At 64.0% G+C, this 13357-nt stretch carries 9 protein-coding genes and 1 pseudogene; 3 read left to right on the top strand and 7 right to left on the bottom strand.

Annotation, left to right across the window (positions count from 1 at the left end):
• Positions 1-66 precede the first annotated feature (66 nt).
• Positions 67-1254: a DUF459 domain-containing protein gene (locus QTL96_RS26150; RefSeq protein ID WP_289729854.1), complete on the top strand. Its 1188-nt coding sequence runs from the start codon at positions 67-69 to the stop codon at positions 1252-1254.
• A gap of 47 nt (positions 1255-1301) precedes the next feature.
• Here QTL96_RS26150 and QTL96_RS26145 read toward each other — a convergent pair whose 3' ends face one another.
• Together QTL96_RS26145 and QTL96_RS26140 are read right to left on the bottom strand one after the other, a co-directional pair.
• Positions 1302-2144, bottom strand: coding sequence for an oxidoreductase (locus QTL96_RS26145; protein ID WP_289729767.1), 843 nt, complete (start codon positions 2142-2144; stop codon positions 1302-1304).
• Between the two features lie 43 nt (positions 2145-2187).
• A pseudogene (locus QTL96_RS26140) lies at positions 2188-2418 on the bottom strand (Atu4866 domain-containing protein); the annotation flags it as partial.
• A gap of 153 nt (positions 2419-2571) precedes the next feature.
• Here QTL96_RS26140 and QTL96_RS26135 point away from each other — a divergent pair.
• A complete protein-coding gene (locus QTL96_RS26135; RefSeq protein ID WP_289729766.1) occupies positions 2572-3462 on the top strand; it encodes a LysR family transcriptional regulator in 891 nt (296 codons plus the stop codon).
• Here the strand turns inward: QTL96_RS26135 and QTL96_RS26130 are convergent.
• On the bottom strand, positions 3441-4352 hold the full coding sequence (locus QTL96_RS26130) for an AraC family transcriptional regulator (RefSeq protein WP_289729765.1): 912 nt from the start codon (positions 4350-4352) through the stop codon (positions 3441-3443). The two genes, QTL96_RS26135 and QTL96_RS26130, sit on opposite strands and share 22 nt — an antisense overlap.
• A 98-nt stretch (positions 4353-4450) precedes the next feature.
• Between QTL96_RS26130 and QTL96_RS26125 the strand changes: the two genes are divergently transcribed.
• Positions 4451-5203 carry an SDR family oxidoreductase gene (locus QTL96_RS26125; protein ID WP_289729764.1) on the top strand — a complete coding sequence of 251 codons (753 nt, stop codon included), beginning with the start codon at positions 4451-4453 and terminating at the stop codon, positions 5201-5203.
• A 59-nt stretch (positions 5204-5262) separates the two neighbouring features.
• On the opposite strand, the gene QTL96_RS26120 is transcribed toward QTL96_RS26125, so the two are convergent.
• The 4 genes from QTL96_RS26120 to gltB form a co-directional block, all read right to left on the bottom strand.
• The gene (locus tag QTL96_RS26120) at positions 5263-5895 is read right to left on the bottom strand and encodes a LysE family translocator (protein WP_289729763.1); all 633 of its coding nucleotides are present in this window, start codon (positions 5893-5895) and stop codon (positions 5263-5265) included.
• Between the two features lie 123 nt (positions 5896-6018).
• Complete coding sequence (locus QTL96_RS26115) at positions 6019-6771, bottom strand: hypothetical protein (protein ID WP_289729762.1); 753 nt, start codon at positions 6769-6771, stop codon at positions 6019-6021.
• A 162-nt stretch (positions 6772-6933) separates the two neighbouring features.
• Complete coding sequence (locus tag QTL96_RS26110) at positions 6934-8388, bottom strand: glutamate synthase subunit beta (protein WP_289729761.1); 1455 nt, start codon at positions 8386-8388, stop codon at positions 6934-6936.
• A gap of 222 nt (positions 8389-8610) precedes the next feature.
• Complete coding sequence (gene gltB / locus QTL96_RS26105; protein ID WP_289729760.1) at positions 8611-13335, bottom strand: glutamate synthase large subunit; 4725 nt, start codon at positions 13333-13335, stop codon at positions 8611-8613.
• Between the last annotated feature and the right edge of the window lie 22 nt (positions 13336-13357).

Below are 13357 nucleotides of genomic sequence, written 5' to 3'. Positions count from 1 at the left end.
CGATGCAGGGCGGCCGATATGCGTAAACGAGTAGATCAGACAACAGCCAAGGTTGGCGTTCGCGGCATGCTCCGCTGGGGCGCGTTGGGCGCGGCGGTGCTGGTCTTTTCCACCTCTGTCCTGCCACCCGTGTCGGCTGAAGCCCAGGAACAGCGCTATTACCAGCGCCGCTCGCTCATGGATTTCTTCTTGGGCCGCCGTTACATCGACGAGGCCCCGCAGGCGCCCGGCCAATACACGCGGCCGCGCGCCGCGCCACAGCGCAAGAAGACAACACCGCCCAAGGCCACCGTCTCCACGCCACGCGCCGCACCCGTGATCGCCCCGGAAGAGAAGGTCGTCGAGAAGCTCGACAACGCCCAGAAGATCCTTGTCGTCGGCGATTTTCTGGCCGGCGGTCTCGGCGTCGGCATGGATGCGGCCTTCCAGGATTCGCCGGGCATCCTCATCGAGACCCACAGCAACGTCGCCTCCGGCCTCGTGCGCGACGATTATTACGACTGGCCGACGCAGCTGACGAAATTCATGGACGAGGCAAAGCCCGCCATGGTCGTCGTCATGCTCGGCGCCAACGACCGTCAGCAGATGGTGACCGATGTCGGCAAGGAGAAGTTCCGCACCGATGGCTGGTACACCGAATACCAGCGCCGCGTTCTCGCCTTCGGCAAGGCGGTGACGGCTAGGAAGATCCCGCTGCTCTGGGTCGGCCTGCCGGCCTTCGATTCGCCTTCGATGATGGCGGATGCGGCGCAGATGAACCAGGTTTACCGCAAGCAGGTGGAATCGATCGGCGGCGAATTCGTCGATATCTGGGACGGCTTCGTCAGCGAGAGCGGCGACTTCATCGTCACCGGCTCCGACATCAACGGCCAACAGGTGCGCCTGCGCACCTCCGACGGCATCAACATGACCGATGCCGGCCGCCGCAAGATCGCCTTCTACGTCGAAAAGCCGGCCCGCCGCATTCTCGGCACCCAGGCAAGCCCCGATCTCGTGCGCCTCGACAACAGCAGTGCGCTGGCGATCGGCCTCTCGTCGAACCCGGCCGATCACACCGACCCGATCGCGCTCTCCGACCCCAACCTCGACGGCGGAACGGCCCTTCTCGGCGGCGCTGCCATTCCCGTCAGCGCCACGAAATCTCCGCGCGACAAGCTGGTGCAGGACGGCGAGATGGCCAAGCCGCCGGCCGGCCGCGTCGACGATTACAGCCGCCCCGCCGCCAAATCGACGGCCGAGGTCTCGGTCAAGTAAGAGCGGGCGCTCGCACGCCCGCCTCTCTCCTTCTTAGCTTGACTGGTTCAGCTCGGAAAATCCGCACTCAGCGTCACATCCGCCCAGGCATCGAAATTCGACCGCAGCGCATCCAGCCGCTCGCGCGCGATCTTCAATGCCGGCGCGCCCAGCAGGAGGCGCAACGGCGGCTCTTTCGCCTCATAGGCGGCAATGACGGCGGCTGCGGCGCGCGCCGGATCGCCCGGCTGATTACCGGAGACTGCACGGGTCGCGGCCCTTCGCTTGCCCGCCGTCTCGGCGTAGTCGTCAATCACGCTCGCCGATTCGATCATCGAACTCCCAGCCCAATTGGTGCGGAACGCGCCCGGTTCCAGAATGGTGACCTTGATACCAAGAGGCGCCACCTCGTGCGAGAGCGATTCCGACAAGCCCTCAACCGCGAACTTGGTGGCGTGGTAATAGCCGGTCGCCGCGAACGCCACGAGGCCACCGAGCGACGACGTGTTGAACACATGGCCGCGACGCCGCGCGCGCATGCCGGGGAGCACCCGCTTGGTCACCGCGATCAGGCCGAAGACATTGGTCTCGAACTGGTCACGGATTTCCTGATCATCGCCCTCTTCGATCGCCGCGAGATAGCCGTAGCCGGCATTGTTGACCAGCACGTCGATGCCGCCGAAATGCGTCTCAGCCGCAGCGACTGCCTCGTCGATCGATGCCCTGGAGCGCACATCGAGCGCAAGCGGCAACACATGATCGCCGTAGCGGGCGACCAGATCGTCGAGCGCACCGGGCTTGCGCGCGGTGACAGCGGCCCGCCAGCCGCGCGCCAGAACAGCTTCGGCGAGCGCGAGGCCGAGGCCCGAGGAAGCGCCGGTGATGAACCAGATGGGGGAAATCTCAGTCATGTCGTCTCCTTCCGGGCCTCTCGGCCCATTCTTTTATTGAGCCTTAGCGCCGGCGCAGGATCATGCCGCCATGGTGCAGCGTGTCGCGGTCGACGAAGTCGCCGTCGGCGGTAAAGCCGGTGTCGTCCCAGTAATCGATGTGAGCGCCACGAACCTCGTAGCGTCCCTGATAGGCGCTCTCGCGGTTGCCGCGCGCCTCGTCGTATCGGCCGTCCGCCAGAAGCTCGTGCCGAACCCGGCCATCATCGGTGATCCACATGCCGACATAGGGGTGATCGCTCATCATCTCTCTCCTCATTTCGGCCTCGCAGGGCCGATGCTATTGCAGGCGACGGCTCTTCCGTCTCGCCATGGGATGGGAGATAGGGGCGGTATTGGCATCGAACGAGTTGCCAATCCGAGATAGCTTGGTTAGTAATTCTAACCAATGAGCGACCAGTTCGAAGGCATCTCCGTTTTCCTTGCCGTCGCGGAAGCGCGCAATTTCCGCGTCGCCGCCGAGCGCCTGGGCGTGACCCGCTCCGCCGTCAGCCAGGCGCTGCAGCGGCTGGAAGACCGGCTGGGCGTCACGCTCGTCCAGCGGACCACGCGCAGCGTGCGGCTGACCGAAGCCGGCGAGTTGTTCCAATCCCTGGTGAAGGAGCCTGCGAACCGCGTCGCGGAGGCGATCGAAGCCGTGCGCGAGGTCCGCGCGCGGCCATCCGGCCTGCTGCGCATCGCCGTGTCGTCCATCGCCGAACGCGTCATCTCCGGCCCGCTGCTGGCAGGCTTCATGGCGAAATATCCGGAACTGCGGCTGGATATCACCATCACCGACGGCGAGTTCGATATCGTCGAGGCCGGCTTCGATGCCGGCATCCGGCTGGGCGAGGTGATCGAGCAGGACATGGTGGCCGTGTCGGTCTCGTCAGCCCAGTGCCAGTGCGCCGTCGCATCGCCCGATTACATCGCCCGGCGCGGCGCGCCGCAACACCCCCGCGATCTCGTCGATCACGTCTGCATCGGCTGGCGACCGAGACCGGACACCGCCCCCTACCGCTGGGAATTCACCGAAAACGGCCGCGATTTCGATGTCGCGGTCGACCCCGACATGACCACCAACGACATGGGCATGATGCTGCGCATGGCCTCTTCGGGCGCCGGCATCACCTTCGGCATGGTCGAGACCTTCGCGCCCTATATCGCGCGCGGCGAGCTCGTGCCGCTTCTCGAAACCTACTGCCCGCCCTTCGACGGCTTCTACATCTACTACCCCCGCCGCCACCGCCAGCCGCAGAAGCTGCGCGTGCTGGTCGATCACCTCTCAAGCAGAGGCTGACTGCGGGCATACCGAGCCGGCGGCACGCCCGCATATCGCGAGAAGGCGACGCTGAACGCGCTCGCCGAGCCATAACCCACGCGCTCCGCCACCTCATCCATCGCCAACTCACGGCTGCGCAACAGCTGCTTGGCAAGCGCCATGCGCCAGGCCAGCAGATACTCCATCGGCGGCAGGCCGACGACACGGCTGAAACGAGCGAAGAAGGCCGATCGGGAGAGCGACGCTTCGGTTGCGAGATCCGCCACGGTCCAGGGATGGGCCGGCCGTTCATGCAGCGCGTGCAGTGCCGCCGCCAGCCGTTCATCCGCCAGACCACGGCTGAGCCCGGGCGCGCCCGTCGGCTGCGTGCCGGATCGGAGCGCCTCGATCAGCAGCACCTCCAGCAACCGTTCAAGCACCAGCTCCCGCCCCGGCCGCCGCTCGCGTGTTTCCTCGCCGACCAACTGCATCAGCGTCGCCAGACGCGGTTCGCCGCGAACGACAACGACATCGGGCAGCAGCGAAACCAGAAGCGCCGCATCCGGCGAACCGAAGCTGCAATGCCCGATGCGCATGCGCAGATCCGGCGGCCCGTCGAGACGACCCGCGCGGAAGCGACCGTCGCTCATCTGCTTCGGAACGACGGCGGGCAGATCGCGCGGCGCATCGATGCTCTCATTGACGAGATCACGCATGGCCGGCACCAGGACAAAGTCGCCGGCCTCAAGAATGAACGGCGGCTCCTCCCCGAATGTCACACGACAGCGCCCCTCGATGACCGCGCAGTAAAAGGGCTCGCCCGTGGCCTCGCGTTCAATCCGCCAGAGGCCGGCGCATTCGACCAGCTTCGAGAAACGTGCTGCGGGCTGCAACAGCGTGACGATTTCGGCAAGGGGATCAACGGCCACAATCAGGACTATCGCTAAAGAAATGGAGACTGCAGCCTATATCAAGTCTCGCATGCGGTCACTACCCTGCAATCATTCCTTTTCAATTGGAGACGCAGATGCCCACGATATTGATCACCGGTTGCTCGTCCGGCTTTGGCCTGGAGACCGCGAAACTCTTTCTCGACCGCGGCTGGGATGTGATCGCGACGATGCGCAAGCCCGACCCCGACCTGCTACCGCCATCCGAACGCCTGCGCGTTCTGCCGCTCGACGTCACCGACCCCAAAAGCATCGCGGAGGCCGTGGCCGCCGCCGGTCATATCGACGTGCTTGTCAACAACGCCGGCTTCGGAGCCCCTTCCCCCATCGAGCTCACCGCGCCGGAGACCGTTCGCTCGTTGTTCGAGACAAACACGATCGGCACCTTGGCGATGGTCCAGGCTGTCGTGCCGCAGATGCGCCAACGCCGCGCGGGCGTCGTCATCAACGTCACTTCGACGGTGACGGTGAAGACGCTACCGGTTATCGGCGTCTACCGCGCCAGCAAGGCCGCGGTGAACGCGCTGACGGAATCCTTGGCGGTCGAGATGGAGCCGTTCGGCGTGCGCGTGCATATCGTTCTGCCCGGCCGCTCGCCAACCACGCGCTTCGGCGAAAACGCCCGCCCCCATTTCCGTGGCTTCGATGATGCCGACTATGCGCCGATGCTTCAGCAGTTCATCAAGAGCGTGCAGGACGATACCGGCCCGGTGACCCATGCCGCCGACGTGGCCGAGGCCGTGTGGCGAGCCGCGACCGATCCATCCGCGCCGCTGCGTATTCCAGGTGGCGCCGATGCCGAACTCTGGATGGCCGAGGCGGGCCTCTAAAAACCGACCTTGCAGCTCGGGGCCGCGCCAGGCAGTCCCGAGCCGACCAATCGCAGCAATTAGCTCCGCTGCAGCGCCAGATGCGCCCCGAGGCCGATCAGTATTCCGCCACCCGCGCGCTGCACCAGCCGCTGCGCCGAACCCGAGCGCTTCAGCCTCGAAACCACGGCACCCGCCAGCATCACGCAGACGATATCGGCCGACGAGAAGATGAAATTGACGATCGTGCCCAGCAGCACGAATTGCAGCCAGACCGGAAAGCTGGCGGCGGGATCGATGAATTGCGGCAGGAAGGCCAGGAAGAAGATCGCCGTCTTCGGGTTCAGCACCTCGATCGAGATGCTTTCGACAAAGGCCCGCCGGCCGGATTTCGGATCGATGACAGCGAGCGTCGTTTCCCCTTGAGACTTGCTGCGAAACAGCGAGATGCCGAGCCAGACCAGATAGGCCGCGCCCGCGAGCTTCACCGCCATATAGAGTACCGGCACCGCATGAAAGATGATCGACAGGCCGGCGGCGGCCGCGATCACATGCACATAGCAGCCGACATGGATGCCGAGCGTCGCCATGAACCCCGCGCGTCGTCCGCGCGCCAGCGTCTGGGCGGCGGCGTAAAGCATGGCCGGCCCGGGAATATAAGCAAAGAGCGCCGTCGTGGCGAAGAAGGTGATCAGCAGTTCGGTCGATGGCATCCGGTGTTGTTCCTTGCCCCATAGCCATGCGAAGCGATGGCCCGCGCACCATAGATCGCCGCATCGCGGTTGACCATGGCGCAAACAAACCGCCCGGCGGGACGGAGACGTCCCGTGCCGGCCCTACTCGATCACCTCGACCGCCGACAACACCTCCACGCTGGCAGCCGCTCCGCATCCATGCACCTCGATCTTCAGCTTCGCACCCGGAACGATGATCGTCATCAGCTTCGCCTGGATGACCTTGGCATTCCCCGGCGGATCGACGTTGATGTAGCCGGTGCCGCGCTTGTCCTTGAACTGGAAGCCTTCGATCGCCTGCCCGGAGGCCCTCATCGTCAGGTCCACAACCTCGCCCGTCGTCGTGGCCACCTGGCAATCCGTCTCGGGGCTCAGGCCGGAGAGACGCCCGCTCGCTGCCGCCGCAGCGACCACAGGCGCGGTCGACGATCCGCAGCCGGAAAGCACCCGCCGCACCGCAGCCCCACTTCCGCGCAGCGAAAACGCATAGGGCAGCCCGACCGGATCGAAAGCCAGCGTCGCCCGGCTCCCCTTCTGAAGCGCGTCGGCGAAATCATCGGCAAGCGGCCAGCGATAAAGATCGTGGGCGCCGCGCTCCGGCAGATTGAAGGTGAACGTGCGGCCATCGATGATGATGTCGAACGGCTCACCGGTCGCCTTGCCGTGCTCGTAGATCACCATCTCGAAGCTCGGCGCACCCACGGCCGGGCAACTGACCAGCAGGCACATGTTCTCGCTCAGGCACTTCGCCGTCGCCGGATAATTGACATAGCCGGCGCGCTCCCAGGCCCCTGCCGGCGATGCCACGACGCACAAGAAGGCCGCGACAATGCTGATGACAGATCGAACAGACATATTCATTGACCCCCGTACAACAAACAGTCCGTCCATACTCGCCGAACTGACGCGCCCGCCGCCAGATAGACTTTCTCGGTATGTAGCTGCACAAGGCACAAAAAAGCTCGGGGCCGCGAAAGCGCAGCCCCGAGCCAAAATCAATCCGAACGTCCCGTCCGCTTAGCGCGGCAGAACCGTCGAGCCCATCAGCGCCTCGTCGATCGCGCGTGCCGCCTGGCGTCCCTCGCGGATCGCCCAGACGACCAGCGACTGACCGCGGCGCACATCGCCCGCCGTCCAGAACTTGTCGACCGAGGTCTTGTAATCCTTGTCGTTGGCGACGACGTTGGTCGAGCCGCGGCGGTCGGTGTTGAGCGTCAGCTTGCCGTCGAGTTCCTTGAGCACGCTCGTGGTGAACGGGCCGCTGAAGCCGATGGCGATGAAGGCGAGGTCTGCCTTGATGATGAACTCCGTGCCGGCGATCGGCTTGCGGCGCTCGTCGACTTCGCAGCACTTGACGCCGGTGAGGACGCCGTCTTCGCCGACGAATTCGAGCGTCGCGACCTGGAATTCGCGGACAGCACCCTCGGCCTGGCTGGAAGAGGTGCGCATCTTGGTGGCCCAGAACGGCCAGACCGCGAGCTTGTCTTCCTTTTCCGGCGGCTGCGGACGGATGTCGAGCTGGGTGACCTTGACGGCACCCTGGCGGAACGCCGTGCCGACGCAGTCCGAAGCGGTGTCACCGCCACCGACGACGACGACATGCTTGGCGCCGGCGAGGATCGGGTCCGATGCCCAGCCGACGCTGTCGATGTTTTCACGGCCGACGCGCTTGTTCTGCTGAACGAGGTAAGGCATCGCATCGTGGACGCCGGCAAGGTCGAAGCCCGGAATGCCGGCTTCGCGCGGCGTTTCCGAACCGCCGCAGTAAAGAACGGCGTCGTGATCGGCGATCAGCTGCTCGACTTTGAGATCGACGCCGACATTGACGCCGCAATGGAAGGTCACGCCCTCGCCCGAGATCTGCTCGACGCGGCGATCGATGAAGTTCTTCTCCATCTTGAAGTCGGGAATGCCGTAGCGCAGCAGGCCGCCGGGCTTGGATTCACGCTCATAGACATGCACCTCGTGGCCGGCGCGGCCAAGCTGCTGCGCCGCCGCCATGCCGGCAGGGCCCGAACCGATGATCGCCACCTTCTTGCCGGTACGAACGGCAGCCGGTTGCGGCCGGATGAAGCCAAGCTCATAGGCCTTGTCGGCGATCGCCTGCTCGACGGTCTTGATGGCGACCGGCGCATCCTCGAGGTTCAGCGTGCACGCTTCCTCGCAAGGCGCGGGGCAGACGCGGCCGGTGAACTCAGGGAAGTTGTTGGTCGAATGCAGGTTCTGGATCGCTGCTTCCCAGTTGTTGTTGTAGACCAGATCGTTCCAGTCGGGGATCTGGTTGTGCACGGGACAGCCGGTCGGGCCATGGCAATAGGGAATGCCACAGTCCATGCAGCGCGCGGCCTGTTTCTGCACTTCCGGGTCCGACATCGGGATCGTGAATTCGCGGAAATGCCGGATACGGTCCGACGCCGGCTGATACTTCGCCACCTGCCGGTCGATTTCCAGAAACCCTGTTACCTTACCCATGCTGCTGTCTTCCCTTACACTCATGACCGCCTCACCGCAGCCAGTTGTCTGTTTTCAGTCCCGTTAACCGGGGCAAATTGCTGAACCGTCATTAGAACATATCCCCTTGAGAACCGTCCATGAGACTGTGACAGGATTGCTGTCGGCGCAGTCGCCATGGGTCATCGAGATATTTCGGTATCCGCCACGCACGATTGGCACGTGGCGGATATGTCGGTGTTGTTATTCCGCAGCGACCCCCATCCGGCTGCGCTCCATTTCCTCGAGCGCGCGGCGGTATTCGACCGGCATGACCTTGCGGAACTTCGGACGATACTCCGCCCAGTTGTCCAGGATCTGCTTGGCACGGGTGGATTCCGTGTAGTGCAGGTGGTTGGAGATCAACTGGTAGAGGCGTTCCTCGTCGTGGCGGGTCATGTCGCCGGAAACGTCGACGCGGCCCTTGTGCGCGAGATCGCCGCCATGGTGATGCAGCTTCTCCATCAGGTCGTCCTCTTCGGGAACCGGTTCGAGCTCGACCATCGCCATGTTGCAGCGCTTGGCGAAATCGCCGCTCTCGTCGAGAACATAGGCGACGCCACCCGACATGCCGGCCGCGAAGTTGCGGCCCGTCTCGCCGAGCACGACCACCACGCCACCCGTCATGTATTCGCAGCCGTGGTCGCCCACGCCTTCGACTATGGCGATGGCGCCGGAGTTGCGCACCGCGAAACGCTCGCCCGCGACACCGCGGAAGTAGCACTCGCCCTCGGTCGCGCCGTAGAGCACCGTGTTGCCGACGATGATCGAGTCCTCAGCGATGATCTTCGAGTTTTCCGGCGGACGCACGATGATCTTGCCGCCCGAGAGACCCTTGCCGACATAGTCGTTGCCGTCGCCGATCAGCTTGAAGGTCACGCCGCGCGCCAGGAACGCGCCGAACGACTGTCCGGCCGTGCCGCGAAGCGTCACGTTGATCGTGTCTTCCTTCAGGCCGCGGTGGTTGTAGCGCTTGGCCACCTCACCCGACAGCATCGCGCCCGCCGAACGGTCGACGTTCTTGATGTCGACTTCGAAGCTGACAGGCGTCTTCGACGCGAGCGCAGGCTCCGCTTCGGCGATCATCTTGCGATCGAGAATGTCGTCGATCGGGTGCTTCTGGCGCGTCGTCCAGTAGGTAGCTTCCTTCGGCGCCTCGACCTTGTGGAAGATGCGGCTGAAGTCGAGACCCTTGGACTTCCAGTGCGCCAGCATCTCGTCCTTTTCGAGCAGCTCCGAAGCGCCGATGATGTCATCGAACTTGGTGAAGCCGAGCGAGGCCAGGATTTCACGCACTTCGTTGGCGACGAAGAAGAAGTAGTTGATGACGTGCTCCGGCGTACCCTTGAAGCGCTTGCGCAGGACGGGATCCTGGGTGGCAACGCCAACAGGGCAGGTGTTCAGGTGGCACTTGCGCATCATGATGCAGCCGGCGGCGATGACGGGAGCGGTCGCGAAGCCGAATTCGTCGGCGCCGAGAAGCGCACCGATGATGACGTCGCGGCCGGTCTTCAGGCCACCATCGACCTGCAGCGCGATGCGCGAACGAAGGCCGTTCAAAACCAGCGTCTGCTGCGTTTCGGCAAGGCCGATTTCCCACGGAGAGCCGGCATGCTTCAGCGAGGTCAGCGGCGATGCGCCGGTGCCGCCGTCGAAGCCGGAGACCGTGATGTGGTCGGCGCGCGCCTTGGCAACGCCGGCGGCAACCGTGCCGACGCCGACTTCCGAGACGAGCTTGACCGAAACATCCGACGTCGGGTTGACGTTCTTCAGGTCGTAGATCAGCTGCGCCAGATCTTCGATCGAGTAGATGTCGTGGTGCGGCGGCGGCGAGATCAGGCCGACACCCGGCGTCGAGTGGCGGGTCTTGGCGACCGTCGCATCGACCTTGTGGCCGGGCAGCTGTCCGCCTTCGCCGGGCTTGGCACCCTGCGCAACCTTGATCTGCAGCATATCGGCGTTGACGAGATATTCCGTCGTCACACCGAAGCGTCCCGATGCGATTTGCTTGATCGCCGAGCGTTCAGGGTTCGCCGAACCATCCGGCAGCGGGAAGTAGCGGTCACTCTCTTCGCCGCCCTCACCCGTGTTGGACTTGCCGCCGATCTTGTTCATCGCAATCGCCAGCGTCGTATGCGCCTCGCGGCTGATGGAGCCGAAGGACATGGCCCCGGTCGAGAAACGCTTGACGATCTCGACCGCAGCCTCGACGTCATCGAGCGAGACGGGCTTCCGCCCGATCTGCTCGGCGCTCTTGATCTTGAACAGGCCGCGAATGGTGTTCATGCGCAGCGCCGACGTGTTCACCATCTCGGCGAACTCGCGGTAGCGATCCTCGGAGTTGCCGCGAACGGCGTGCTGCAGCGTGGCGACAGCATCCGGCGTCCAGGCATGGCTTTCGCCGCGCATGCGGTAAGCATATTCGCCGCCGATATCGAGCGTGGTCGCGAGCAGCGGATCCTTGCCGAAAGCGGAGTTGTGGCGGGCAACGGTCTCTTCGGAAATCGCCTTCAGATCGACGCCCTCGATCATCGTCGCGGTGCCGAAGAAATACTTGTCGACCAGTTCCTGCTGCAGGCCGATCGCATCGAAGATCTGGCCGCCGCAATAGGACTGATAGGTCGAGATGCCCATCTTCGACATGACCTTGAGGATGCCCTTGCCGACCGCCTTGATGTAGCGGTAGACGACTTCGGACGCGTCCACTTCCTTCGGGAACTCGCCCTTGGCATGCATGTCGAGCAGCGTATCGAAGGCCAGGTACGGGTTGATCGCTTCCGCGCCGTAACCGGCGAGAAGACAGAAGTGGTGCACTTCGCGCGGCTCGCCGGTCTCGACGACAAGACCGACCGAGGTTCTGAGACCCTTGCGGATCAGGTGATGATGCACGGCGGCCGTCGCGAGCAGCGCCGGGATCGCGATGCGATCCGGTCCGATCTGGCGGTCGGAGAGCACGATGATGTTGTAGCCGCCCTTGACGGCCGCTTCCGCGCGCTCGCAGAGGCGGTCGAGCATCTCAGGCATGCCTTCGGCGCCACGCTCCACGTCATAGGTGAAGTCGAGCGTCTTGGTGTCGAAGCGGTCTTCCGTGTGACCGATCGAGCGGATCTTTTCGAGATCGCCATTGGTAAGAATCGGCTGACGTACTTCCAGGCGCTTGGCGTTGGCCGCACCCTCGTGGTCGAGAATGTTCGGGCGCGGGCCGATGAAGGACACCAGGCTCATGACCAGCTCTTCGCGGATCGGATCGATCGGCGGGTTGGTGACCTGCGCGAAGTTCTGCTTGAAATAGGTGTAGAGCAGCTTCGACTTTTCCGACATGGCCGAGATCGGCGTATCGGTGCCCATCGAACCCACGGCTTCCTGGCCCGTCGTCGCCATCGGCGACATCAGGATCTTGGTGTCTTCGGTGGTGTAGCCGAAGGCCTGCTGGCGGTTGAGCAGCGACACGTCGCGGCGCAGCGCGCGCGGCTCCACCGGCTTCAGCTCCTCGAGGATCAGCTGCGTGCGATCGAGCCAGCTGCGATAGGGATGCTTGGTCGCGAGCTCGGTCTTCAGCTCCTCGTCGGAGACGATCTTGCCCTTTTCCATGTCGATCAGCAGCATCTTGCCGGGCTGCAGGCGCCACTTCTTGACGATGCTTTCTTCCGGCACCGGCAGCGTACCCGCTTCGGAAGCAAGGATGATCCGATCATCGTCGGTGACGAGGTAACGGGCGGGACGCAGGCCGTTACGGTCGAGCGTCGCGCCGATCTGCTTGCCATCGGTGAAGCAGACGGCGGCCGGACCGTCCCACGGCTCCATCAGGGCTGCGTGGTATTCGTAAAACGCCTTGCGCTCCTTCGACATCGACTGGTTGCCAGCCCAGGCTTCCGGGATCAGCATCATCACGGCATGCGCCATGGAGTAGCCGCCGCGCACGAGGAACTCGAGCGCGTTGTCGAAACAGGCCGTGTCCGACTGACCTTCATAGGAGATCGGCCAGAGCTTGGAGATATCCTCGCCGAAGAGCGGCGAAGACACCGATGCCTGGCGCGCCGCCATCCAGTTGACGTTGGAGCGCAGCGTGTTGATTTCGCCGTTATGGGCGACCATGCGGTAAGGGTGCGCCAGCTTCCAGGACGGGAAGGTGTTGGTCGAGAAGCGCTGGTGCACGAGCGCGACCGCGGACTCAAAACGCGGGTCCGACAGGTCCGTATAATAGGCGCCGACCTGATAGGCCAGGAACATGCCCTTGTAGACGATCGTCGAGGACGACAGCGACACCGGATAGAAGTGGCTCTCCTCGCCGTCGAACTCGTCATAGATACGGTTCGAGATCACCTTGCGCAGCGTGAACAGGCGGCGTTCGAATTCATCGGTGGTCGCGGCGCTATCGCCCGCACCGATGAAGATCTGACAGTGATGCGGTTCGGTCGCGGCAATATCCGGCGCCTTCGACAGCGACGAGTTGTCGACGGGCACATCACGGAAGCCGATGAGAACCTGGCCCTCTTCGGAGATGACGTCCTGCATCACCTTCTTGAAATGTGCGATCTGCTTTTCGTCGCGCGGCATGAAGATATGGCCGACGCCATATTCGCCGGCCTTCGGCAGGGTGATGCCCTGCTTGGCCATTTCCTCGCGGAAGAAGCGATCGGGAATCTGCACGAGAATACCAGCACCATCACCCATCAGCGGGTCGGCGCCGACAGCACCGCGGTGCGTCAGGTTCTCGAGAATGAAGAGACCGTCCTTGACGATCTGGTGCGACTTCTGGCCCTTCATATGCGCGACGAAGCCGACGCCACAGGCATCATGTTCGTTGCGTGGGTCGTAAAGCCCCTGTTTGGCCGGCAGACCGGTGGCAGGTTTGCGCGTATTGGCCACCGCGCGCATGTCTGCTGCTGCGAACTGGTCAATACCCGTGGATGGCGTGTTCTTCGTCATCGTTTTGCCTCCTGTCAGAGCC

Origin of the sequence: Rhizobium sp. S163 (assembly GCF_030380805.1) — a bacterium.
Taxonomy (GTDB): Bacteria; Pseudomonadota; Alphaproteobacteria; order Rhizobiales; family Rhizobiaceae; genus Rhizobium.
Note: the sequence above shows the minus strand (reverse complement) of the source record. Positions and strands in the feature narration are given on the sequence as shown.

Bases quoted from the DNA above. Each gene is read 5' to 3' on its own strand.
- QTL96_RS26120 (WP_289729763.1), bottom strand. From the start codon at position 5,895: ATGCCATCGACCGAACTGCTGATCACCTTCTTCGCCACGACGGCGCTC.
- QTL96_RS26125 (WP_289729764.1), top strand. From the start codon at position 4,451: ATGCCCACGATATTGATCACCGGTTGCTCGTCCGGCTTTGGCCTGGAG.
- QTL96_RS26135 (WP_289729766.1), top strand. From the start codon at position 2,572: ATGAGCGACCAGTTCGAAGGCATCTCCGTTTTCCTTGCCGTCGCGGAA.
- QTL96_RS26115 (WP_289729762.1), bottom strand. From the start codon at position 6,771: ATGTCTGTTCGATCTGTCATCAGCATTGTCGCGGCCTTCTTGTGCGTC.
- QTL96_RS26150 (WP_289729854.1), top strand. From the start codon at position 67: ATGCTCCGCTGGGGCGCGTTGGGCGCGGCGGTGCTGGTCTTTTCCACC.
- QTL96_RS26110 (WP_289729761.1), bottom strand. From the start codon at position 8,388: ATGGGTAAGGTAACAGGGTTTCTGGAAATCGACCGGCAGGTGGCGAAG.
- QTL96_RS26145 (WP_289729767.1), bottom strand. From the start codon at position 2,144: ATGACTGAGATTTCCCCCATCTGGTTCATCACCGGCGCTTCCTCGGGC.
- gltB (WP_289729760.1), bottom strand. From the start codon at position 13,335: ATGACGAAGAACACGCCATCCACGGGTATTGACCAGTTCGCAGCAGCA.